This is a genomic window from Mycobacterium sp. PO1, assembly GCF_017312405.1.
Classification (GTDB): Bacteria; Actinomycetota; Actinomycetes; order Mycobacteriales; family Mycobacteriaceae; genus Mycobacterium.
Window position 1 is genome coordinate 23,055 of sequence record NZ_BLTG01000089.1, and the last position, 19,902, is coordinate 42,956.

General features: G+C 68.3%; 20 protein-coding genes. 14 read left to right on the plus strand and 6 right to left on the minus strand.

Translation table 11 applies throughout. The annotated features are described in order from the left end of the window. The first annotated feature begins 3 nt into the window (after nt 1-3). From J3476_RS24040 to J3476_RS24050, 3 genes are all read left to right on the plus strand, one after another. Complete coding sequence (locus J3476_RS24040) at nt 4-279, plus strand: cory-CC-star protein (RefSeq protein WP_207068834.1); 276 nt, start codon at nt 4-6, stop codon at nt 277-279. After that, nucleotides 270-1,331, plus strand: a complete 1,062-nt coding sequence (locus tag J3476_RS24045; RefSeq protein WP_207068835.1) for an ArsA family ATPase — start codon at nt 270-272, stop codon at nt 1,329-1,331. The genes J3476_RS24040 and J3476_RS24045 overlap by 10 nt, the downstream gene beginning before the upstream one ends. A gap of 200 nt (nt 1,332-1,531) precedes the next feature. Then, on the plus strand, nt 1,532-2,506 hold the full coding sequence (locus tag J3476_RS24050) for a pirin family protein (protein ID WP_207068836.1): 975 nt from the start codon (nt 1,532-1,534) through the stop codon (nt 2,504-2,506). A gap of 346 nt (nt 2,507-2,852) precedes the next feature. On the opposite strand, the gene J3476_RS24055 is transcribed toward J3476_RS24050, so the two are convergent. Both J3476_RS24055 and J3476_RS24060 read right to left on the minus strand, forming a co-directional pair. Further along, nucleotides 2,853-3,518, minus strand: a complete 666-nt coding sequence (locus J3476_RS24055) for a nitroreductase (RefSeq protein ID WP_207068837.1) — start codon at nt 3,516-3,518, stop codon at nt 2,853-2,855. A 184-nt stretch (nt 3,519-3,702) separates the two neighbouring features. Beyond that, nucleotides 3,703-4,182 (minus strand): MarR family winged helix-turn-helix transcriptional regulator, encoded by a 480-nt coding sequence (locus J3476_RS24060; protein WP_207068838.1) that lies wholly within the window; start codon nt 4,180-4,182, stop codon nt 3,703-3,705. A 236-nt stretch (nt 4,183-4,418) separates the two neighbouring features. Here J3476_RS24060 and J3476_RS24065 point away from each other — a divergent pair, with 236 nt between their 5' ends. Genes J3476_RS24065 through J3476_RS24075 form a run of 3 tightly spaced genes read left to right on the plus strand, consistent with a single transcriptional unit; the run spans nt 4,419 to nt 8,175 of the window. Beyond that, entirely contained in the window at nt 4,419-4,904 is a 486-nt protein-coding gene (locus J3476_RS24065; protein ID WP_207068852.1) for an MmpS family transport accessory protein, read from the plus strand. Further along, nucleotides 4,883-7,729, plus strand: a complete 2,847-nt coding sequence (locus J3476_RS24070; RefSeq protein WP_207068851.1) for an RND family transporter — start codon at nt 4,883-4,885, stop codon at nt 7,727-7,729. The genes J3476_RS24065 and J3476_RS24070 overlap by 22 nt, the downstream gene beginning before the upstream one ends. Continuing rightward, nucleotides 7,726-8,175 (plus strand): hypothetical protein, encoded by a 450-nt coding sequence (locus tag J3476_RS24075; RefSeq protein ID WP_207068839.1) that lies wholly within the window; start codon nt 7,726-7,728, stop codon nt 8,173-8,175. The genes J3476_RS24070 and J3476_RS24075 overlap by 4 nt, the downstream gene beginning before the upstream one ends. 50 nt (nt 8,176-8,225) lie before the next feature. On the opposite strand, the gene J3476_RS24080 is transcribed toward J3476_RS24075, so the two are convergent. From J3476_RS24080 to J3476_RS24095, 4 genes are all read right to left on the minus strand, one after another. Next, nucleotides 8,226-9,140 carry an MBL fold metallo-hydrolase gene (locus J3476_RS24080; RefSeq protein ID WP_207068840.1) on the minus strand — a complete coding sequence of 305 codons (915 nt, stop codon included), beginning with the start codon at nt 9,138-9,140 and terminating at the stop codon, nt 8,226-8,228. A gap of 153 nt (nt 9,141-9,293) precedes the next feature. Beyond that, a complete protein-coding gene (locus J3476_RS24085; protein WP_286183637.1) occupies nt 9,294-11,462 on the minus strand; it encodes an FUSC family protein in 2,169 nt (722 codons plus the stop codon). Between the two features lie 19 nt (nt 11,463-11,481). Beyond that, nucleotides 11,482-12,030, minus strand: coding sequence for a hypothetical protein (locus J3476_RS24090; RefSeq protein WP_235682427.1), 549 nt, complete (start codon nt 12,028-12,030; stop codon nt 11,482-11,484). Next, complete coding sequence (locus J3476_RS24095) at nt 12,023-12,589, minus strand: TetR/AcrR family transcriptional regulator (RefSeq protein WP_207068841.1); 567 nt, start codon at nt 12,587-12,589, stop codon at nt 12,023-12,025. The genes J3476_RS24090 and J3476_RS24095 overlap by 8 nt, the downstream gene beginning before the upstream one ends. 146 nt (nt 12,590-12,735) lie before the next feature. Between J3476_RS24095 and J3476_RS24100 the strand changes: the two genes are divergently transcribed. The 8 genes from J3476_RS24100 (at nt 12,736) to J3476_RS24135 (ending at nt 19,888) form a co-directional block, all read left to right on the plus strand. Next, nucleotides 12,736-13,371 carry a TetR/AcrR family transcriptional regulator gene (locus J3476_RS24100; RefSeq protein WP_207068842.1) on the plus strand — a complete coding sequence of 212 codons (636 nt, stop codon included), beginning with the start codon at nt 12,736-12,738 and terminating at the stop codon, nt 13,369-13,371. A gap of 134 nt (nt 13,372-13,505) precedes the next feature. Further along, entirely contained in the window at nt 13,506-14,438 is a 933-nt protein-coding gene (locus J3476_RS24105; protein ID WP_207068843.1) for a class I SAM-dependent methyltransferase, read from the plus strand. A 117-nt stretch (nt 14,439-14,555) separates the two neighbouring features. Next, nucleotides 14,556-15,965 carry an aldehyde dehydrogenase family protein gene (locus J3476_RS24110; protein ID WP_207068844.1) on the plus strand — a complete coding sequence of 470 codons (1,410 nt, stop codon included), beginning with the start codon at nt 14,556-14,558 and terminating at the stop codon, nt 15,963-15,965. Nucleotides 15,966-16,001: 36 nt separating this feature from the next. Continuing rightward, nucleotides 16,002-16,865, plus strand: coding sequence for an SDR family oxidoreductase (locus J3476_RS24115; protein ID WP_207068845.1), 864 nt, complete (start codon nt 16,002-16,004; stop codon nt 16,863-16,865). 7 nt (nt 16,866-16,872) lie between these two features. Further along, complete coding sequence (locus J3476_RS24120; RefSeq protein WP_207068846.1) at nt 16,873-17,835, plus strand: NADPH:quinone oxidoreductase family protein; 963 nt, start codon at nt 16,873-16,875, stop codon at nt 17,833-17,835. A 68-nt stretch (nt 17,836-17,903) separates the two neighbouring features. Beyond that, nucleotides 17,904-18,620 (plus strand): haloacid dehalogenase type II, encoded by a 717-nt coding sequence (locus J3476_RS24125; protein WP_207068847.1) that lies wholly within the window; start codon nt 17,904-17,906, stop codon nt 18,618-18,620. A gap of 10 nt (nt 18,621-18,630) precedes the next feature. Then, nucleotides 18,631-19,362, plus strand: coding sequence for a methyltransferase domain-containing protein (locus J3476_RS24130; protein ID WP_286183639.1), 732 nt, complete (start codon nt 18,631-18,633; stop codon nt 19,360-19,362). A gap of 40 nt (nt 19,363-19,402) precedes the next feature. Then, nucleotides 19,403-19,888, plus strand: a complete 486-nt coding sequence (locus tag J3476_RS24135; RefSeq protein ID WP_207068849.1) for a DUF456 domain-containing protein — start codon at nt 19,403-19,405, stop codon at nt 19,886-19,888. Nucleotides 19,889-19,902: the final 14 nt, after the last annotated feature.

A 19,902-nucleotide genomic window follows, 5' to 3' on the forward strand; every position in this document is an offset into this window, starting at 1 on the left:
CCGGTGACTGTCCGATACCGGCTGCGCAGCCTGCAGGCCCGAATCGGTGCGGGTCTGCACGAGTTCTACGTGGCGCCCTACCGGCGCACCTTCGCCCGTGCCCAGCGCGACGAAGAGGACCTGTTCATGATGCTCGTCCTCTCCGAGGCGCTGGGCGTGCCCAATCCCGCCGGCTACTACACCGTGGAGCTGCTGCCCGTGGTCTACGACCGGTTCCACGAGTGGCACCGGCGGATGGACATGGAACGCTCGCCGTTGGAGCACGTCTCGTGCTGCTAGAGCTCGCCGCCGCCCGCCGGGTCCTGTTCGTCGGCGGCAAGGGCGGTGTCGGCAAGACCGCGGTCGCCTCCGCGACCGCCCTCGCCCAGGTCCGCGCCGGCCGCCGGGTGCTCGTCGTCTCGACCGACCCGGCCCACAACCTCGGGCACCTGTGGGAGTGCCGGATCGGGGACCGGATCACCCCGCTCGCCCGGAACCTCGGCGGCCCCGGAGGGGATTTGACGGGCGGTGTCCTCGACGGCCTCGAGGTGGACCCGGCCGCCACGGCCGACGCGCACCTCGCCACCGTGGGCGCCACGATCCGCCGGCTCATGCCCGAGCACCTCGCGGCCGAGGTCGACAAGCACATGGAACTCGCCCGAGACTCGCCGGGCACGCACGAGTCGGCCGTCTTGGAGCGGATCGCCGACCTCGTCGACACGGCCCTGGCCGATTACGACCTGATCGTCTTCGACACCGCCCCGTCCGGGCACACCGCCCGGCTCATGGCGCTGCCCGAGATCATGTCCGCCTGGACGGAGGGGCTGCTGCGGCGCCGTGGTAGGGCGGAGAAGTTCGGGGCCGCCCTGCGGGGCCTCGAGGACCGGGACGCGGCGGGCGAGAGCACCGTGGGTACCGCGAGGCCGCGGGACCCCCGCGAGGAGCGCGACCTCGACATCCGGCGCATCCTGCTGCGCCGCCGCAAGCGGTTCGAGGTCCTGCGGGAGACGCTGGTGGACGCCGAGCGCTGCAGCTTCGTCATCGTCCTCGCGGCCGAGCGGCTACCCGTCCTCGAGACCGTCGAACTGCACGAGCAGCTGGTCCGCGCCGGCGTGGACGTGGGGGCGCTCGTGGTCAACAAGCGCTCGCCGGCCGACGCCGGAAACTTCCTCGCCGGGCGCCGCGCCCTGGAGGAGGTGCACGTCGCCGCCCTGCGCCGCGCGCTGCCGGACGTCCCGCTGCTGCAGGTCCCCCTGCTGCCGGGGGAGGTCGTGGGCCGGGAGGCGCTCGAACGGTTCGGGGACGCGCTCGCCCACGGGGACGCCGGGACCGTGACAGCCTGGCGCGCATGACCACCGCCGCGGCCGACCCGAATGATCGGGCGCGCATGACCACCGCCGAGGCCGACGCGAAAGCCTGGCGCGCACGGCCTCGGCCAGGGATGAACGTCCGGGCGCCATGCTCAGGGCGCCGACGATCGCGACGCGGGACTTCTCGCTGCGCCCACGGTCGACGGGGGAATTAATCGGACCACGGTCCGGTTGATTTGGGCATGCCTGCCATCACCGCCGACACCCTGACTCTGCCCCGCCTGACCGAACCCGCACCGACCGACACCGAACGCCCGGTCCGGTCGGTGACCACCGGACCCCGCGGCTACGAAGGAGAGGGCTTCCCTGTCGTGCGGGCCTTCGCCGGGGTCAGCGCCCGCGACCTGGACCCGTTCGTGCACATGGATCAGATGGGCGAGGTGGAATACCAGCCCGGCGAACCGCGCGGCACCGACTGGCACCCACACCGCGGCTTCGAGACCGTCACCTACATGATCGACGGGCGCTTCGCCCACCAGGACTCCCACGGCGGTGGTGGGCTCATCACCGACGGCGCCACCCAATGGATGACCGTCGGGTCGGGCATCCTGCACATCGAGACCCCGCCGGCCGAGCTGGTGGACAGTGGCGGCCTCTTTCACGGCGTCCAGCTCTGGGTGAACCTGCCCAAGAAGGACAAGTTCGCCGCCCCGCGCTACCAGGCGATCGAAGGCACCCAGGCCCGGCTGCTGTCCTCCACCGACGGGGGCGCGTTGGTGCGCCTCATCGCCGGGGACATCGACGGCAAGGCCGGACCCGGCATGACGCACACGCCGATCACGTTGGCGCACGCCACGATCGAGCCGGGTGCGCAGCTCAACGTGCCGTGGAACCGCGACTTCAATGCACTGGTCTACGTGCTGTCCGGGCGGGGCTCGGTGGGGCGGGTCGCGCACCCGATCCAGCAGGGTCAGCTGGCGGTGTTCGGCCCCGGCGACCGCATCACCGTGGCCGCCGACCCCGGCCAGGACGCCAACCGGCCTTCGCTGGAGGTACTGCTGCTGGGCGGCAAGCCGATCCGCGAACCCGTCTTCCAGTACGGCCCCTTCGTGATGAACTCCAAATCCGAGCTCTTCCAGGCGATGGAGGATTTCCAGGCAGGCAAGTTCGGTGCGATCCCGCCGGACGCGCTGATGCCGCACCGGCCGCTGCGCTGAGGACGCGTGGCCCAAGGGCGCCGAGCGGTTGGCCCGAGGGCGCCGAGAGTGAACCTCTTGCGAATCTGCCGCCTGGATTTCGCACAGGGTTCACACTCGGCGACTGTTCAGGGGTGGGGGCGGGCAGGGCGCGCGCCGAGAGTGAATCTCGTGCGAAACATGGGCCCGACCGTCGCGCAGGGTTCACAGTCGGCGACTGCTCAGGCTCCGGGTGGGCATCGCGCGCGCCGAGAGTGAATCTCGTGCGAAACATGGGCCCGACCGTCGCGCAGGGTTCACAGTCGGCGATTGCTGAGGACGCGTGGCCCGGGGCCGGTCGCACGACGTGGCGTCTGGGCCCGGGGCATCAACCGTCGATGAAGGTGACCGTCTCGTGGATGGACGCACGGCCGGTACGGGCGTAACCCACTGTCTCATCGGCGAAACCGATCGACACACCGCAGAACAGAATGAGCTCGGCCGGCGGACGGACCAAGTCCGCCACCGTCCGACGCACCTGCGACCATGCCATCTGCGGACAGCTGTGCAGTCCTTCAGCGCGGAGCAACAACATGACAGTCTGCAGATACATGCCGACGTCGGACCATTGCGGAAGGCCCAAATCTCGGTGCACGTAACAGAAGAGCGCAGCCGGGGCCCCGAAGCAGTTCCAGTTGGCGATCGCGGCACGCTGGCGTGCCTCCCAATCCTCCCGTGCGATCCCGAGGGCGGCGTAGCGCTCTCGGCCGAAGGCCGACCTGCGCTCGCGGTAGGGAGATTCCAGACTCGTCGGATACATCTCGAACTGGCGCTCATCCCAGGCCTGACCGGTGCTGACCCGCTCCGTTGCCCGCTTCTTCAGCTCCGCCAGCGGCGCACCGGTCACCACGTAGGTGTTCCAGGGCTGGATGTTTGAGCCCGACGGCGCCCGGGTGGCGGCCGTGAGCACCCGCTCGAGCGTCTCCGGCGAAACGGGCCTGTCGGTGAACGCCCTTACTGATCGCCGACTTTCAACTGCCTCGTATACGTCCACGAGCTCCTGCCCTCCCGCTGGTCATGCCTTCTGGATGAAGTGCCCCGCCGCGGCCAGAATGGCTTCCGTCCATCTCCCAGAACGGGGGGAACGCCGCCGATTCATCCCGGCGTCTAAATCCGGCTCGGGTCAATGTCCGTGCGGTAGCCACCGCATGCCCCTCCTGCGGCTGACCACCGAGCGGTCACCCTCCCACGACCCCTCCGGAAACCGCTGATGTATCGGCGATCTCACGCATCTGATCGAGAAGGCGGGACGCGACGCGAGCAGCAAGCCAGAGCGAGACCTGATCGTCGTCCGACAATCCGGCCAACAGACCGGAGATGCGCTGCTTGCGGATCCCGGAGCGTGCGTCCCACAGCCGCCGCCCCTCCTCGCCGACCTGGACCAGGCATGCTCGCCCGTCGTCAGGGTCGCCGCAACGTTCCAGCAGCCCTTGACGTTCCATCCGCTGCACGAGCTGTGTCATTCCCGATTGACTGGCGCCCTCGGCCTCGGCGAGAGCGGTGACCCGCATGGGACCCTCCCTGTGGAGTCGGTTCAGCACGAGTGTTGCGCTGGCACTCAGTTCGTCACGGTCGGCGAGGTGTCGCCACATCAAATCTGCACTCGAGACGAGCATCTCCGAGATGGCGTCGACGTCACTGGCGGTCGTGTTGCTCATCCGACATTTATATCATTAACAGGAAGTAAAGTGGCGACGCTCCTTCGCTGAACCTGGGGAACGAGGGCGACAGAAACGCGCGGCTCCGGGCGAATTGATCCTGGCAATCAGCACTCAAATGCGGATTAGTGGCAGCGGTGGTGGAGCCGCAAAGGTGGCGCACCGCTGATGTCAGCGCACGCCAGGCAGGCACCTCGACTTGTGAAGAATATTGCGTATGCGATATAGATTGCAGCATGAGCGTGCAACCACCGGCGCGTGGGAGCGCGGATCGAGCAGGCCACCGCCGCCCATCCGGCCGGGCCGTTCTCCGGAACGGGTGGCTACCTCTCGTCACCGTGACAGCCCTCGCCACCGGTTCGGTCTGCATCTGGCACGTGCACCAGATGTCCGAGCCGGGCTCCGTCCCTTCCGTTCCCGCCGCGCAGGCGCCTGAACAGTTCACTCCGAAGCGGCTCACGTACGAACTGTTCGGGTCCATCGGCGACGGCGGGATCGTGAGCTATGTCGATGTCAGCGGCCACCCGCACGTCATCGAGCTCGCTGAACTGCCGTGGTCGCACACCGAGACGACCACGCTCACCGTCGTGTCCGGCAGTGTCTCAGCGCAGGTCGACGGCGGCGATCTGAGTTGCCGGATGCTGGTCAATGACGTTGTGCGCGACGAGCACCACTCCGACCATGCCGACGCGGACGTCACCTGCCGGGTGAAGTCGGCGTGAGCACTCATCGCGCCAACAAGCCGTTCGTCGCACGAACGGTGCGGTTCCTGGCGGTACCGATCATCATCTTCTGGGGCCTCGTCGCCGTGAGCACCAACACGTTCATCCCCCAGGTCGAGCGGGTCGCCGAGCAACTCGCGGGTTCGATGATTCCCAGCTATGCGCCCTCACAGGTCGCGATGCTCGAGATCGGCAAGAAGTTCGAAGAGTCGACGTCCACCAGCCTGGCGATGGTCGTCCTGGAGGCGGACCGTCCGTTGGACGGAGCCGATCACGACTACTACGACGATCTGATCGATCGACTAGGGCAGGACACTGAACACGTCCAGTACGCAATGGATCTGTGGGGTAAGCCGATCACCGCGGCGGGTGTCCAAAGCATCGACGGCAAGGCCACATTCGTGTTATTGCGGCTCGCCGGCAACACGGGCCAGATTCAGGCGAACGAATCTGTCGACGCTGTCCGCGAGATGGTCGCCGACAGCGCCCCGCCGCCAGGCCTCACCGTGTACGTGAGCGGCGCCGCACCGCTGGCGGCGGACACACTGTCGATCGCCAACTCAAGCCTGAACAACATCACGATCCTCACGATCATCCTCATCGTGGTGATGCTGCTGGTCGTCTACCGATCGTTCTCCACCCTGCTGGTCCCCCTCGTCAGCGTGCTGATCCAAATGCTGGTAGCAAAGGGAATCATCGCCACGCTCGGACACTTCGGCATCATTCCGCTGTCGTCGTTCGCAGTGAACATCGTTGTGGCGCTGACATTGGGGGCAGGAACCGACTACGGCATCTTTCTGCTCGGCCGCTACCAGGAAGCCAGACAGGCCGGCGAGAGCCGCGAGGCCGCGTTCTACACGGCCTACCGCAGCGTGGCACCCGTCATCATCGGCTCGGGGCTGACCATCGCCGGTGCGTGTTACTGTCTGAGCCTGGCGCGTCTGGACTACTTCCACACCATGGGTCCAGCCGTCGCCATCAGCATGTTGTGCACCATCGCGGCTGCGCTGACGCTCGCACCCGCGCTGCTCACCCTCGGTAGCCTGTTCGGTCTCTTCGATCCCAGGCGTGCATCCGCGGGCCGGCTGTATCGGCGAATCGGGGCCAGCGTGGTGCGTTGGCCCAAGCCGATCTTCGTGGCCAGTTGCGCCGTCGTGATGATCGGGGCCATCTTCGTCCCCAGCTATCAGGTGAACTACGACGACCGCGCATACCAGCCGGCCGACGCCTCGGCGAACCGTGGCTTCGCAGCATCGGACCGGCACTTCGCGGAGAGCAAACTGTTCAGCGAGATGCTGATGATCGAGACCGACCACGACATGCGCAACCCCGCAGACTTCATCTCGCTGGACCGCGTCGCTAAGAGCCTCATCCGACTCCCCGGCGTAGCCATGGTGCAGAGCATCACCAGACCGTTGGGCCGACCGTTGGAACACGCCACGATTCCGTACCTATTCACGACGCAGGGCAGCGGTAGCGGTCAGCAACTGCCTTTCAACGAGAAACAGAACGAGAACACCGATCGGCAAGCCGATATCCAAACGCGCTCCGTCGAGGTGTTGGCGCAGGTGCTCGATCTGACACAGAAGATGTCGGACGAACTGCACTCAACGGTACTCACCCTGGACAACGTCAAGCAGGTCACCGACGACATGAACGCGGGGATATCGAACCTCGATGACTTTCTGCGGCCGCTGCGTAACTATTTCTACTGGGAGCCGCACTGTTTCGATATTCCAGCGTGCTGGGCGATGCGGTCGCTGTTCGATGCGCTCGACGGCGTCGACAGCCTCTACGCAGAGATCACCGATGCCGTCGCCTCACTGCAGGCCGTGGACAGGCTGTTGCCGCGGATGATCGCTCAACTGGACCGGATGATGGAGGACACGCTCGCGCTACAGACCGTCATCACCAACTCGTACGGTCCGGCACATCTGCAGTCCACTCAGACCGATCAGACATACGACGACCTCATCAATGTCGGTAATGACTTCGACCAATCACGCAGCGATGACTTCTTCTACATATCCAGGGAGGCGTTCGACAACGAAGACGTCAAGACCGGCATGCAGTTGATGATGTCGCCGGACGGCAAGGCTGCCCGGTTCATCATCACCCACGAGGGCAACGCCATGGGGCCGGAGGGTGTCGAGCACGTGGAGCAGTTCCCCGAGGCGATCAAGATCGCGCTGAAGGAGACTTCACTGGCCGGGGCCAAGATCTACATCGGCGGTGCGGCGTCGAACGACAGAGACATCAAGGCCTATGCCGCGTCCGATCTGCTCATCGTCGCGGTGGCCGCATTCGTGCTCATTTTCCTCATCATGCTCTATCTGACCCGAAGTCTGCTGGCAGCGATGATCATTCCCGGAACTGTAGCGTTCTCCTATGCCGGCGCCTTCGGCCTTTCGGTGCTGGTCTGGCAACACCTTATCGGTCTGCCTCTGCACTGGTTGGTCCTGCCGCTCACCTTCATCATCCTCGTGGCTGTCGGCTCGGACTACAACCTGTTGCTGATCTCCCGAGTGAAGGAGGAGACGGGCGCCGGGTTGAACACGGGACTCATCCGCGCACTCGGTAGCACCGGCAGCGTGGTGACGTCGGCGGGTCTGGTGTTCGCTTTCACGATGCTGGCGATGCTCATCGGCGATCTGCGCACCATCGGCCAGTTGGGATCGACAGTGTGTATCGGGCTTCTGCTCGACACCCTGGTGGTGCGCTCGTTCGTCGTACCATGCATGATGCGTCTTCTCGGGCCGTGGTTCTGGTGGCCGACTCTTATCCGGCAACGGCCACTTCGGCGGAGACCGGAGGCGCGCAGATGACCACGTCCAGTCTCTACGGCACGCTGGCGATCGTCGCCTTTGCGCTGATAGGGGTGTTCGCCGCGGTTGCCTTCGTGTTCACCGGGCGGATGATGGGCCGCAGGCACGTCAGGCGCAGCCTGGACATCGGCGTGCTGCCGGCAACATTGCGAAAGGTCCGAAACCGCGACCCGCTTACCGACGATGAAATCGTTCTGGCGCGAGAGGTGCTTGCAGACCGAGGTAGTCTGCTGGCGCTGGCCGTGCCTGCCACCCTGTTCTGCCTCGGTTGCTTCTACGTGTTCGGCAGCCTCGAGCAACTTCATGAGCACATCGCCTCGGAGAGAACGTTTCTCGGAGTGATCCCGATGATCACGTCCACCAATATGGCGGTACAGATCCTGCGAAGCGTACGGCTCAAGCGGCGGTTGGTGAACGCAATCACGCCGAACGCACAGCCACGGTAGCGAATTCGGCAGACTGCCTACCGTGGTAGCACGCTCGGCGCGGGAGATCGTCAGTGATCCCAGACGATCGGCACGAACCGAAAAGCGTTGCCGGCGAAGGCCACGTGGCACACGGACGGAAAGGGCAGATGCGTGGCCACCAGCTGTTCCCCGCTCGCCGCCAGCTCAGACAACAAGCGGACCCGGACGCGGGCAGATTCCTCGGGATCGTGTTCGAAACCGTTCTGCCACTCGGGGTTGTCGAAGCCGGGCTGGAAGACCGCGTCACCGGCGAACGTCAACGCCTCGCCGCGGGACTCCAGGCGCACGATGCTGTGACCGGGTGTGTGGCCGCCTGTGCGCCGGACCAACACCCCGGGAGCCACCTCGTACTCCTTCTCGAACGGCCGCAACTGGTTGCGGTACACGCCCAGAAACTGCGTGGCAGTCGCTCGGAGAACCTGCGGGATCGGCGCCGGCATGACGGTGCGGGAGAAATCTGGCGCCTCCCAGAACTCGGCCTCGGCGGTCGCCACATGCACGCGCAGGTCCTGGCGCAGCCGGCCGCGCAACCCGTCGACCAGCAGTCCACCGATGTGGTCCATGTGCAGATGAGTGAGTACCACGTCGGTCACGGAGGACGGGGCGATCCCGGCGTCGTCCAACCGGGCGGCCAACTGTCCGGCACGCGGGAAGCCCGGAAACTCCGTCCCCAGGCCGGAATCGATGAGGATGATCTTGCCGGCGCTGCGTACCACCGCCACGTTCAGCGGCCAGTCGAGCACCTCCGGCGGCAGATACATGTCCTCGAGCCAGGCCGACAGTTCCGCAGGGGCGACATTCGTGGCCATCGTGGCGGCGGCGATGGGCAATACGCCGTCGCTGATCACCATCACGTCGATGTCGCCGACCTTCAGCGCATAACGCGACGGAACCAACTCGCCGAGGCCGGTCCTACCGCGGTGGGAAATGCTGTCCACGCTCATGTTCTTCTCCTAGTGCCTGACCCGAGGACGCGGTGGAATTCACCTGTCCGTCTACCCGAACGCACCGCGGCAGCGGAATTTATCCGGCCGCCGATCCGCATGCTTCACGTGATCGCCGAACGCACGGCGGCGGTGCTGAATGCGACTGGGCCGCTACCGTGGTTGCACGTCGGCCGTGGCGTTCTGCAGCGGATAGATCAGTTCCAGCTCCCCGAGCGCCGCGGCCACCGTCAGCAGGGGCAGCGCCGCCGAGACCGCCAGATCGTCGTCGGGGACCTCTGAGCGCAGCGCCAGCACGAAGTCGTCGCCGATCGGCGACCAGTCCTGATCCGGGTCGAAGCGCCCGGCCAGCCGGTCGCTGATCGCGTCCACGTGGAACTCCAGCACCTTGCGGACGTTCGGGTACGCCCCGAGCGGTGGCGGGGTGGGGATGTCGGCGATCAGGTCGGCCGCGGCGCGCAACCGGATCGCCCGGTTGAACGACCGCACCACCGGCGCGCGGAAGTCAGTCTCACCGCTGCTCTCGGACAGGTACTGGCGCACCGCGTCGTCGATCACCCGGGAGGCGGCCAGCGCGTTGTGACTCAGCGTCGCCACTTCGTCGCGGCGCTCCTCGAACGCGCCGCGGGTGATGCGCAGTACCGCCACCTGCAGGTACCGGCCGAAGATGCCGCGCGCGGAGTCGATGGCCCTGGTGACCGAGGCGGTCGCGCCGCGCGGCCACAGCAGCACCGACACCACCACCCCGACGAGTGCGCCGACGACGACGTCCTCCACCCGGATCAGACCGACCTCCCAGCCGGTGGGCACGATCAGGTTGAAGAAGATCAGCACCATCATCGTGAAGGCGGCCTGCGCCGCGGTGAACGACGCGATCTCGGGCACATACGCCGACCCGAACACCACCAGCGGCATCAGCAGCCACAGCACCGGCGGATCCACGCCGACGAGGTTGATCAGCAGGGCACCGAGCAGGAAGCCGATGCCGGTGCCGATCACCGCGCGCCACACCCGGGTGCCGGTGGTCAGAGCACTCGAGCGCAGCACCGACAGGGCACCGAGCACCACCCAGAAGCCATGTTCCACGGGAAACAGGTGTGTCACGGCCACGGCCAGCGCCAGCCCCAGCCCGGTGCGCAGGCTGTTGCGCACCGCCACCGCCCGGCTGGTGACGAACCCGGACGCGATCTGGGCGGCCACCTTCGTCTCGGGCAGCAGACGTTCGGACGCCCCGGTCGGCGGCAGTCGCAGGCCCAGCGCACGCGCCCACACCGGGCGGGCGTCGGCGGCCGCCGCGGCGGCGATGATCCGTCCGGTCGCGCCGATGGTCGCCGCGATGGTCCGCCGCCGCAGCAGCTCGCGGCCCAACCGCACGGCATGGTCGTCGTCGACGGCGCCCAGGATCGTCTGCAGGTCCTCGCGGTAGCGGCCGCGCGCCACGGTGCGCAGGTCGGTCAGGGCGGCCTCCAGTGCGGCGCGCCCGGCGTCCCGGTCCACCGACCGGGGCTGCTGCAGGACCGCGGCCGCGCACCGCAGCACCCGCACCGCCGGAGCCCGCATGTCCGCCAGGGCCGCCCCCGCGCGCTGCCCGGTCCGGTCGGACACCCACTCCAGATCGTCGACGACACGGACCAGCGCCCGGCTGCCGGCGGTCAGACCGACCGGGCGGAAGTCGGCGCCCAGGAACGTCTCCCGCAGCCGGTCCATCGCGCGGGTGACGTCCTCGGCGGTGGCCGCGCCGTCCAGCCGGTCGGCCAGCGTGCGGCAGGCGCGGGCCGCGCGGCGGCGCAACTGGCCGTGGTGACGCGGCGGCAGGAAGAACAGCGCGGCAGGCACACACACCGCCAGCGCGATAGTCCAGCCCAGCAGCCGTTCCTCGACCGGGCCCACCGGTGTGCACGCCGGGAGCACGAACGTCAGCAGCGTGGCGCGCTGACCTGCGGCGATCGTCTCACTGAACACCCCGCAGAACGTCACCACGACGCCGAGCACGAACATCGTCACGACCGCGGGCACCGGATACGGCGCGACCAGTGTTCCGAGCGTGATCATCACGTAACCGTTGAGGGCCAGCCCGGTGTAGGCCAGGGCGCGGTTGTTCGCGTTGCCCGGGAAATCGCTGAACACCAGCAGTGCGACCGAGCCGAAGATCGTGAACAGCGGCGTCTGCGAATTGCCCGCCACGACGAAGCCGACCGCCCCGGCCAGCGGCACCACCAGGGCCGCGCGCAGGGCCCGCCGCAGCGCGTCGCCGTCGGGATCGCGCCGCTGGATCCGCTGCGCGATGCGGTCGCGCAGAGCGGCTGGCCGGAGGGAGCGCACGGCGGTCGTCAGCGCGCCATCAGTGCGCCAGCACCTTGATGGCGATGACGAGGAGGCCGACGGCGACGAGTGACAGAACCGTCAGAGTTTGCTGCCACCAGGGCAGCGCCGTTTTGCGGACGGCCAGCAGCGCGATTACGCCGAGCTCGATGACGAGAATCCACTTGGCGATCCACACCGCGGTGTCGGTGTCGAGCAGACCCAGGCCGGCGGTCGCCAGCGCGCCCAGCGGCAGCACGCTGGCCTCGAGGATCTGCCCGGAGGCCTGCAGCATCCGCCAGCCCTCGACCCCACGTGGGGCGTGGCCGTACACGCTCAGATGCGCGACGAAGTCCGACAGCAGGCTGGCCAGCCACAACCCGCCCATCGTCACCGCCACGTCGAGCATGCGGTCCCAGCCGCTGGTCTCGTCGCCGGTGTAGCGGGTGAGCACCGCCAGCGTCGCCAAGCAGGAGATGGCCCCGTAGAGGCGCTCGCGCAGCATGGCCACCACATGGGTGTCGGGGACGGCCGGCTCGTCGCCGCGGGCAGCTGCCGAATCCTCGGCCCGGCCGGTGGCCTCAGTCATCGGTGAGCACCGTGGCGAAACAACCGGAGTCCAGGGCGTCGAGCAACTGCTCGACGATCCACGTCAGCCCGGGCGTGTCAGCCGGCAGCAGCGTCTGCTCGTAGCCCACCAGCAGGTAGACCGCCCACGCGGCGAACAGGTGCGCCTGGCGGGGGGAGCGCAGGATCTCCAGCGCGCTGACATACAGCGCGTCGAACCGCTGCCGGTCCACGGCGGCCTGCACCGTGCGGACCTCCGGGTCGATGGCGGCCCACACCCGGATGGCGGCCTCGGCGCCGTGCGGCAACAGCAGCCCGGCCCGGATCAGCTTGTCGATGCGCTGCCGGGCGTCCGGCTCGGCCTGCACCGCCTCGACGACTTTCACGGTCATCCCCTCCTGCCAGTGCGCCACCAGCTGCCGGGTGAAAACCGGCCAGTTGGCGAAGTAGTGATAGAAGGATCCCGTGGTGACGCCCAGTCGTTGGCACACTTCGGCCAATTTCAGTCCGCCGTAACCCAGGTCGGAAAGCACTTCCAGCCCGGTATCGAAAAATGACTCTCGCGACGCGACGCCCCCCATGCGGTAGCACGATAGTTCGATGCGCTGTCACGGCGCGGTGCGCGCGCCTGGCGACACCGCGCCGAATGTTTGCCCGATTGTCACGGTTGGGCCGCTGACAGCCACTGTGTGGCCAACTGCCAGGTGACGTGTGGCACAATTTGACCGTGCCGTATACGGCTAGTCGAGGTCCAGGTCGCCCTCCCGCAGCGAAGGCTGCTGAGACGCGCGAGCGCATTGTGCGTGCTGCTCGTGAAGTTTTCAGCGAACTTGGCTACGACGCTGCCACGTTTCAGGCCATCGCGGTCCGCGCTGACCTCACCCGTCCCGCCATCAATCACTACTTCGCCAGCAAACGAGTGCTGTGGGCCGAGGTGGTTCGGCAGACCGATGAGTCGATTGTTAGCGCGGGGATCGCGCGGGCGCAGGAGCAGACCGGGTTGATCGGGCGGCTGTCGGCGTTCCTGTCGGCGGCGACGCAGTCCGACGTCGAGGACCGCGCCGCGGCGGCGTTCCTGGTGACCTCGGTGCTGGAGACCCAGCGGCATCCCGAGCTGGTCAGCGAGGAGCACGATCCGCTGCGGAACTCCCGCGCCTTCGTCACGTGGGCGGTCAACGATGCGATCGCCCGCGGCGAGCTCAGCGAGGACACCGATGTCGACCATCTGGTGGAGATGCTGGTCGCCGTGGTGTGGGGGATGGGTTTCTACGCCGGGTTCGTCGGCGATCGCTCGGCGCTCGGCGCGGTGGTGCACAAGCTCGAACTGCTGCTGGCCAACAAACTCTGGAACCTCAGCGAGTAGTTCCTCACATTCTCGGGTCCCACCCGGGCCGCCATGTTCTGACGTGGATCGCTGTGGTGTGCAGCACACCCGCGGGCCCCACGTCACTCTGTTAGATAGACTCGCGAAGTAATTCTTCTCGAGACGGAGCTGTCATGAGTTCACTGCGCACCGACAACGACACCTGGGACATCGCCTCCAGCGTCGGCGCGACCGCCGTCATGGTCGCCGCCGCGCGTGCCGCCGAAACAGCGCGCGACGACGCCCTGATCAACGACCCCTACGCCAAGATCCTGATCGCCGACGCCGGCACGGGGGCCTGGGAGTACATGCTCGACGACGACTTCATCGCCAAGGTCGCCGAGGCCGACGCCGAGCTGGCGCCGCTGTTCGAGCACATGGGCAACTACCAGGCGGTGCGCACCCTCTTCTTCGACGACTTCTTCGCCCGCGCGCTCGAGGCCGGCATCCGCCAGGTCGTCATCCTGGCCGCGGGCCTGGACTCCCGCGCCTTCCGGCTTCCGTGGCCGGCCGGCACCACGGTGTACGAGATCGACCAGCCCAAGGTGCTCGAGTACAAATCCGCCACACTGGCCGCGCACCGCGTCCAGCCCAGCGCCGACCGCCGGGAAGTGCCCATCGATCTGCGCCAGGACTGGCCCGCCGCCCTGTGCGCCGCCGGTTTCGACCCCGCAGCGCCCACCGCCTGGCTGGCCGAGGGACTGCTGATGTATCTGCCCGCAGACGCCCAGGACCGGCTGTTCGCCCAGGTCACCGAGCTGAGTGCGCCGGGTAGCCGGGTCGCCGCCGAATCCATGGGCATGCACGCCCAGGACCGCCGTGAGCGGATGCGGGAACGGTTCGCCGCGCTCACCGCGCAGTTCGGCATGGACGAGCCGATGGACATCGCCGAACTGACCTACGAGGACCCGGACCGCGCCGAGGTGGCCGACTGGCTGTCGGCGCACGGCTGGCGCGCGCAGCGGGTCGAGTCGAAAGACGAGATGCGTCGCCTGGGCCGGCTCGTCGAGATCGTCGATGCGGACGAGGATTCGTTCTCGGCGTTCACCACCGCCGAGCGGGTCTGACCTCCGCTTCAGGCCACGATTACCCCCGTCGGGGGTCGCATCCCGCCCCATCGGGCGCTGTTCACCAACCGGGTGGTTGGTTAGGATTCGGGTATTCCACAGGCCAGGAGGACCACCATGACCACCGAATCCGTCGCGCCCGTCGAGGTGAGTAGCACGACGACCGACATTCCGGCAACGGTGCGCCGCCTGCGGCAGACGTTCGCCACCGGGCGCACCCGCAGCGTCGAATGGCGTAAGGGCCAGCTGCGCGCGCTGGAGCGGCTGATGACCGAGAACGAGACGGCGATCGCCGACGCGCTCGACAAGGACCTCGGCCGTTCGCCGTTCGAGGCCTGGCTGGCCGACGTGGCCAGCACCGCCGGGGAGGCCGCCTTCGCGGCCAAGAACGTCGGCAAGTGGATGAAGCGCCGACACCGGCTGCTCGAGATGTCCCAGCTGCCCGGCCGGGGCTGGGTGGAACACGAACCGTACGGCACCGTGCTGATCATCGGCGCCTGGAACTTCCCGTTCGCGCTCACCCTCGGCCCGGCCGTCGGGGCGATCGCCGCCGGCAACACCGTGGTGCTCAAGCCCTCCGAGGTTGCGCCGGCATCCGCGGCGTTGATGGCCGAGCTGGTGCCGCGCTACCTCGACAAGGACGCCATCGCCGTCATCGAGGGTGACGGTGCGGTCAGCCAGGAGCTCATCGCCCAAGGCTTCGACCACCTGCTGTTCACCGGCGGCACCGAGATCGGCCGCAAGGTCTACGAGGGCGCCGCGGCGCACCTGACCCCGGTGACGCTGGAGCTCGGCGGCAAGAGCCCGGTGATCGTGTCCGCCGACGCCGACGTCGAGGTCGCCGCCAAGCGCATCGCCTGGACCAAGCTGATCAACTCCGGGCAGATCTGCATCGCCCCGGACTACGTCATCGCCGAGGCGCCCATCCGCGATCAGCTGGTCGACCGGATCCGCGCGGCTGTAGAGGAATTCGAGGCCGGCAACGCCGCGGGCAAGAAGATCGTCAACGAACGCCACTTCAACCGGCTGACCACCGCGCTGGCCGCCACCAAGGGCCAGATCGCCGTCGGCGGCGGCTCCGATCCCACGGGGCTGAAGATCCAGCCCACGGTGGTGGTGGACCCGGACCCGGCCGAACCGCTGATGACCGACGAGATCTTCGGCCCCATCCTGCCGATCGTGACCGTGCAATCCCTCACCGAGGCAATCGATTTCGTCAACGCCCGGCCCAAGCCGCTGGCGGCCTACCTGTTCACCAAGACCAAGGCGGTGCGCGAGCGCGTGATCAGGGAGGTGCCCGCAGGCGGCATGGTCATCAACCACCTGCTGTTCCACTTCGCCACCCACAAGCTGCCGTTCGGCGGTGTGGGGCCGTCCGGCCTGGGCGCCTACCACGGCAAGTTCGGGTTCGAGGAGTTCAGCCACCGCAAGTCGGTCATGACCAAACCAACCCGACCCGACATCGCCGCCTTCATCTACCCCCCGTATACAGAGAAGGCGTGGAAGCTGGCGCGCAAGCTCTTCTGACCGCGCCGGTTCGGACCCTTTCAGAGAGGAAGATCAGTGCCAGGAGTGCAGGATCGTGTCATCGTCGTCACGGGCGCCGGCGGCGGGCTGGGGCGTGAGTACGCGCTGACGCTCGCCAAGGAGGGCGCCAGCGTCGTCGTCAACGACCTCGGTGGCGCGCGCGACGGCACGGGCGCCGGCCACAACATGGCCGACGAGGTGGTCAAGGAGATCAAGGACGCGGGCGGTCGGGCGGTCGCGAACTACGACTCCGTCGCCGAGCCCGAGGGTGCGGAGAACATCATCAAGACCGCCGTCGACGAGTTCGGCAAGGTCGACGGTGTGGTGAGCAACGCCGGCATCCTGCGCGACGGCACCTTCCACAAAATGGAGTTCGCCAATTGGGACGCGGTGCTCAAAGTGCACCTGTACGGCGGGTACAACGTGATCCGTGCTGCGTGGCCGCACTTCCGCGAGAACGGTTTCGGCCGCGTCGTGGTCGCCACCTCGACCAGCGGGCTGTTCGGCAACTTCGGGCAGGCCAACTACGGCGCCGCCAAGCTCGGCCTGGTCGGGCTGATCAACACGCTGGCCCAGGAAGGCGCCAAGTACAACATCAAGGCCAACGCCGTCGCCCCGATCGCGGCCACCCGCATGACGCAGGACATCCTGCCGCCCGAGGTGTTCGAGAAGCTCACTCCCGAGTACGTCGCTCCGGTGGTGGCCTACCTGTGCACCGAGGAGATGCCCGAGACGGCGTCGGTGTTCATCGTCGGCGGCGGCAAGGTCCAGCGGGTCGCGCTGTTCCAGAACAGCGGTGTCACGTTCACCGAGGTGCCGTCGGTGGACGACATCGCCAGGCGGTGGGACGAGATCGCCGACCTGTCGGCGGCCGAACGCGCCACCTTCAGCCTGGGCTGATACCTGCATGAAAGCGCTTGTCGCGCAGGAGCTGTCAGGGCCGACCGGGTTGGTCTACACCGATGTCCCGGATCCGGCGAACCCGGACCAGGTGGTCATCGACGTCGGTGCCGCCGGCGTGTGCTTCCCGGACCTGCTGCTCCTGCGCGGTGAGTACCAGATGCGCCTCGACCCACCCTTCGTTCCCGGCATGGAGGTCGCCGGCGTGGTGCGGTCCGCCCCGCAGAGTTCCGGTTTCACGGCCGGGCAACGGGTTTCGGCGTTCACGATGCTCGGCGGCTACGCCGAGCAGGTCGGCGTCGCGCCAGATGCGGTGGTGCCCACACCGGCCGACATCGACGACGCATCGGCCGCCTCGCTGCTGGGCAACTACTACACCATGCAGTTCGCCCTGCAGCGCCGCGGCGCGCTGCACCCCGGCGAGACGGTGCTGGTGCTCGGCTCCGCCGGCGGGGTCGGCACCGCCGCAGTGCAGATCGCCAAAGCCATGGGCGCCACCGTCATCGCGATGGTGCACCGGCCCGGGGCCGTCGAGTTCGTGGAGTCACTCGGCGCTGACGCGGTGCTGCCGCTGACCGACGGGTGGCGCGACGCGGTCCTGGCCCACACCGGCGGACGCGGGGTGGACATGGTCGTCGACCCCGTCGGAGGTCCGGCCTTCGACGACGCGATCCGGGTGCTGGCCACCGAGGGCCGACTGCTGGTCATCGGATTTGCGGCCGGCGGCATCCCCACCGTCAAGGTCAACCGGCTGCTGCTGCGCAACGTCGGGGTCCTCGGCGTCGGATGGGGAGAGTTCGTCAACCGCACTCCGGGCGCGCAGGCTGAGGTCGGCGCGGCGCTCGGGGCGCTCGTCGAGGCCGGGCTGCGCCCCCCGCCGCCGGTGCGGTGGCCCCTGGCCGAGGGGGCGGCGGCGCTGCAGCGGCTGGCCGACGGCGACGTGCACGGAAAGCTGGTGCTGCAGCCGTGACCAGCCCTCAGGTTCTGCCGTGACGAGCCGCAAGGTTCTGCCGTGACGAGCCGCCCTCTGGTGCAGCCGTGACCAGTCCCCAGGTGCTCGCCTTCGATGTGTTCGGCACCGTCGTCGACTGGCACTCCAGCGTCACCCGCGAACTGACGGCGTTCGGTGAGCGCCACGGTGTGCACGCCGACTGGGCCCGCTTCGCCACCGACTGGCGGGCGGGTTACGTGCCGGCGATGGACCGGGTCCGCCACGGCGAGCGGCCCTGGACCCGGCTGGACACGCTGCACCGCGAACGGCTGCTCGAGCTGCTCGACTCGGCCGGCATCAGCGCCGGGGATGCCGACATCGACCACCTCAACCGGGCGTGGCACCGCCTCGATCCGTGGCCCGACTCGGTCGCCGGACTGGCCAGGCTCAAGGAGCGGTTCGTGCTCACCACGCTGTCCAACGGCAACGTCTCGCTGCTGACCGACATGGCCAAGCACGCCCGCCTGCCGTGGGACTGCGTGCTGTCGGCCGAGCTCTTCGGCCACTACAAGCCCGATCCCGAGGTCTACCTCGGTTGCGCCGACCTGCTCGACGTGTCGCCCGGCGAGGTCATGCTCGTCGCGGCGCACCCCGCCGACCTGCGCGCCGCCCGCGCCGCCGGGCTGCGCACCGGGTTCGTCTACCGCCCCGCCGAGCAGGGCCCAGGCCGCACCGCGCGACGGCCCCCCGACGGCGAATTCGACGTGCACGCAGAGGATTTCCTCGACCTCGCCGACCAGCTGGGCTGTCCGCCCGGCGGGTAGCGTGGACGGTGTGACTGCGACACTCCCGCCCGCGCTGGCCGCGGCGCAGAAGCTGCTGACCGACCCGCCCGCCGACCTGGACGTCAGCCGCGGCTACCTGGACCTGCTGGGCGCCCAGATCAGTGACGTACCCGAGAACACCGGCCTGATCCAGGCGCTGTGGGCGTCGCCGATCGGGTCGCTGCTCTACGACAACGCCCAGACCGTCGCGCGCCGTCTCCTGACCGCCTGGCAGCAGCCCACCGAATGGCTCGATCTGCCGGCCGGCGGCATCGCCCTCGACGTCGGCTGCGGGCCCGGCAACGTCACCGCCGCGCTCGGTCGCGCCGTCGGGCCCGACGGGCTGGCGCTGGGCGTGGACATCTCTGAACCGATGCTGGCCCGCGCGGCGGCCGCCGAGGCCGGACCCAACGTCGGATTCCTGCGGGCGGACGCGCAACGGTTACCGCTGCGCGACGCATCGGTCGATGCCGTGACGTCGATCGCGATGTTGCAGCTGATCCCGGATCCGGCCACCGCGATCGCCGAGATGGTGCGGGTGCTGCGGCCGGGACGGCGCATCGCGGTGATGGTGCCCACCGCGGGGCGTGCCGCCAGCCTGATCCGGCTGCTGCCCAACGGCGGCGCCCACGCGTTCGGAGACGACGAACTCGCCGACATCTTCGAAAGCCTGGGACTGAGCAGCGTGCGCGCCAAGAACACCGGCACCATCCAGTGGGTGCGCGGCGTCAAGGCCGCATGACCCACCGCCGCCGCCCGGCTGAGCCAGTAGGCTCGCGGCCGTGAGCACCGGCGGCCTCGCCCTCGTCGCGCTGGCGATCGCCGTCGGCCTGGTCGGCATCATCGTGCCGATCCTGCCCGGCGGGCTGCTGGTGATCGCCGCCATCGGCGTGTGGGCGTTCGTCGAGGGCAACGCGATCGCGTGGGTGACCTTCTCCGTCGCGGCCGCGGTGTACCTCGCTGCCGAGGTCATCAAGTACACCTGGCCGGTCAAGCGGATGCGGCAGGCTCAGGTGCGCACGTCGGTACTGGTCGCCGGCGCGTTGGCCGGCATCGTCGGCTTCTTCGTGATTCCGGTGATCGGACTCGTGATCGGCTTCGTGGCCGGCGTGTTCCTCGCCGAGGTCGTGCTGCGCCCCGACCTGCCGAGGGCGTGGGCGTCCACCGTGCACGCGCTCAAGGGAGTGGCGCTGTCGGTCGGCGTCGAGCTGGCCGGCGCCCTGCTGGCGACGATGGCCTGGGTGATCGGCGTCGTGCTGACGGTCTGAGAGCCCTATGTCAA

Coding starts and splice junctions, on each gene's coding strand:
- J3476_RS24050 (WP_207068836.1), top strand. CDS start 1,532: ATGCCTGCCATCACCGCCGACACCCTGACTCTGCCCCGCCTGACCGAA.
- J3476_RS24060 (WP_207068838.1), bottom strand. CDS start 4,182: ATGAGCAACACGACCGCCAGTGACGTCGACGCCATCTCGGAGATGCTC.
- J3476_RS24065 (WP_207068852.1), top strand. CDS start 4,419: ATGAGCGTGCAACCACCGGCGCGTGGGAGCGCGGATCGAGCAGGCCAC.
- J3476_RS24075 (WP_207068839.1), top strand. CDS start 7,726: ATGACCACGTCCAGTCTCTACGGCACGCTGGCGATCGTCGCCTTTGCG.
- J3476_RS24080 (WP_207068840.1), bottom strand. CDS start 9,140: ATGAGCGTGGACAGCATTTCCCACCGCGGTAGGACCGGCCTCGGCGAG.
- J3476_RS24090 (WP_235682427.1), bottom strand. CDS start 12,030: ATGACTGAGGCCACCGGCCGGGCCGAGGATTCGGCAGCTGCCCGCGGC.
- J3476_RS24095 (WP_207068841.1), bottom strand. CDS start 12,589: ATGGGGGGCGTCGCGTCGCGAGAGTCATTTTTCGATACCGGGCTGGAA.
- J3476_RS24105 (WP_207068843.1), top strand. CDS start 13,506: ATGAGTTCACTGCGCACCGACAACGACACCTGGGACATCGCCTCCAGC.
- J3476_RS24110 (WP_207068844.1), top strand. CDS start 14,556: ATGACCACCGAATCCGTCGCGCCCGTCGAGGTGAGTAGCACGACGACC.
- J3476_RS24120 (WP_207068846.1), top strand. CDS start 16,873: ATGAAAGCGCTTGTCGCGCAGGAGCTGTCAGGGCCGACCGGGTTGGTC.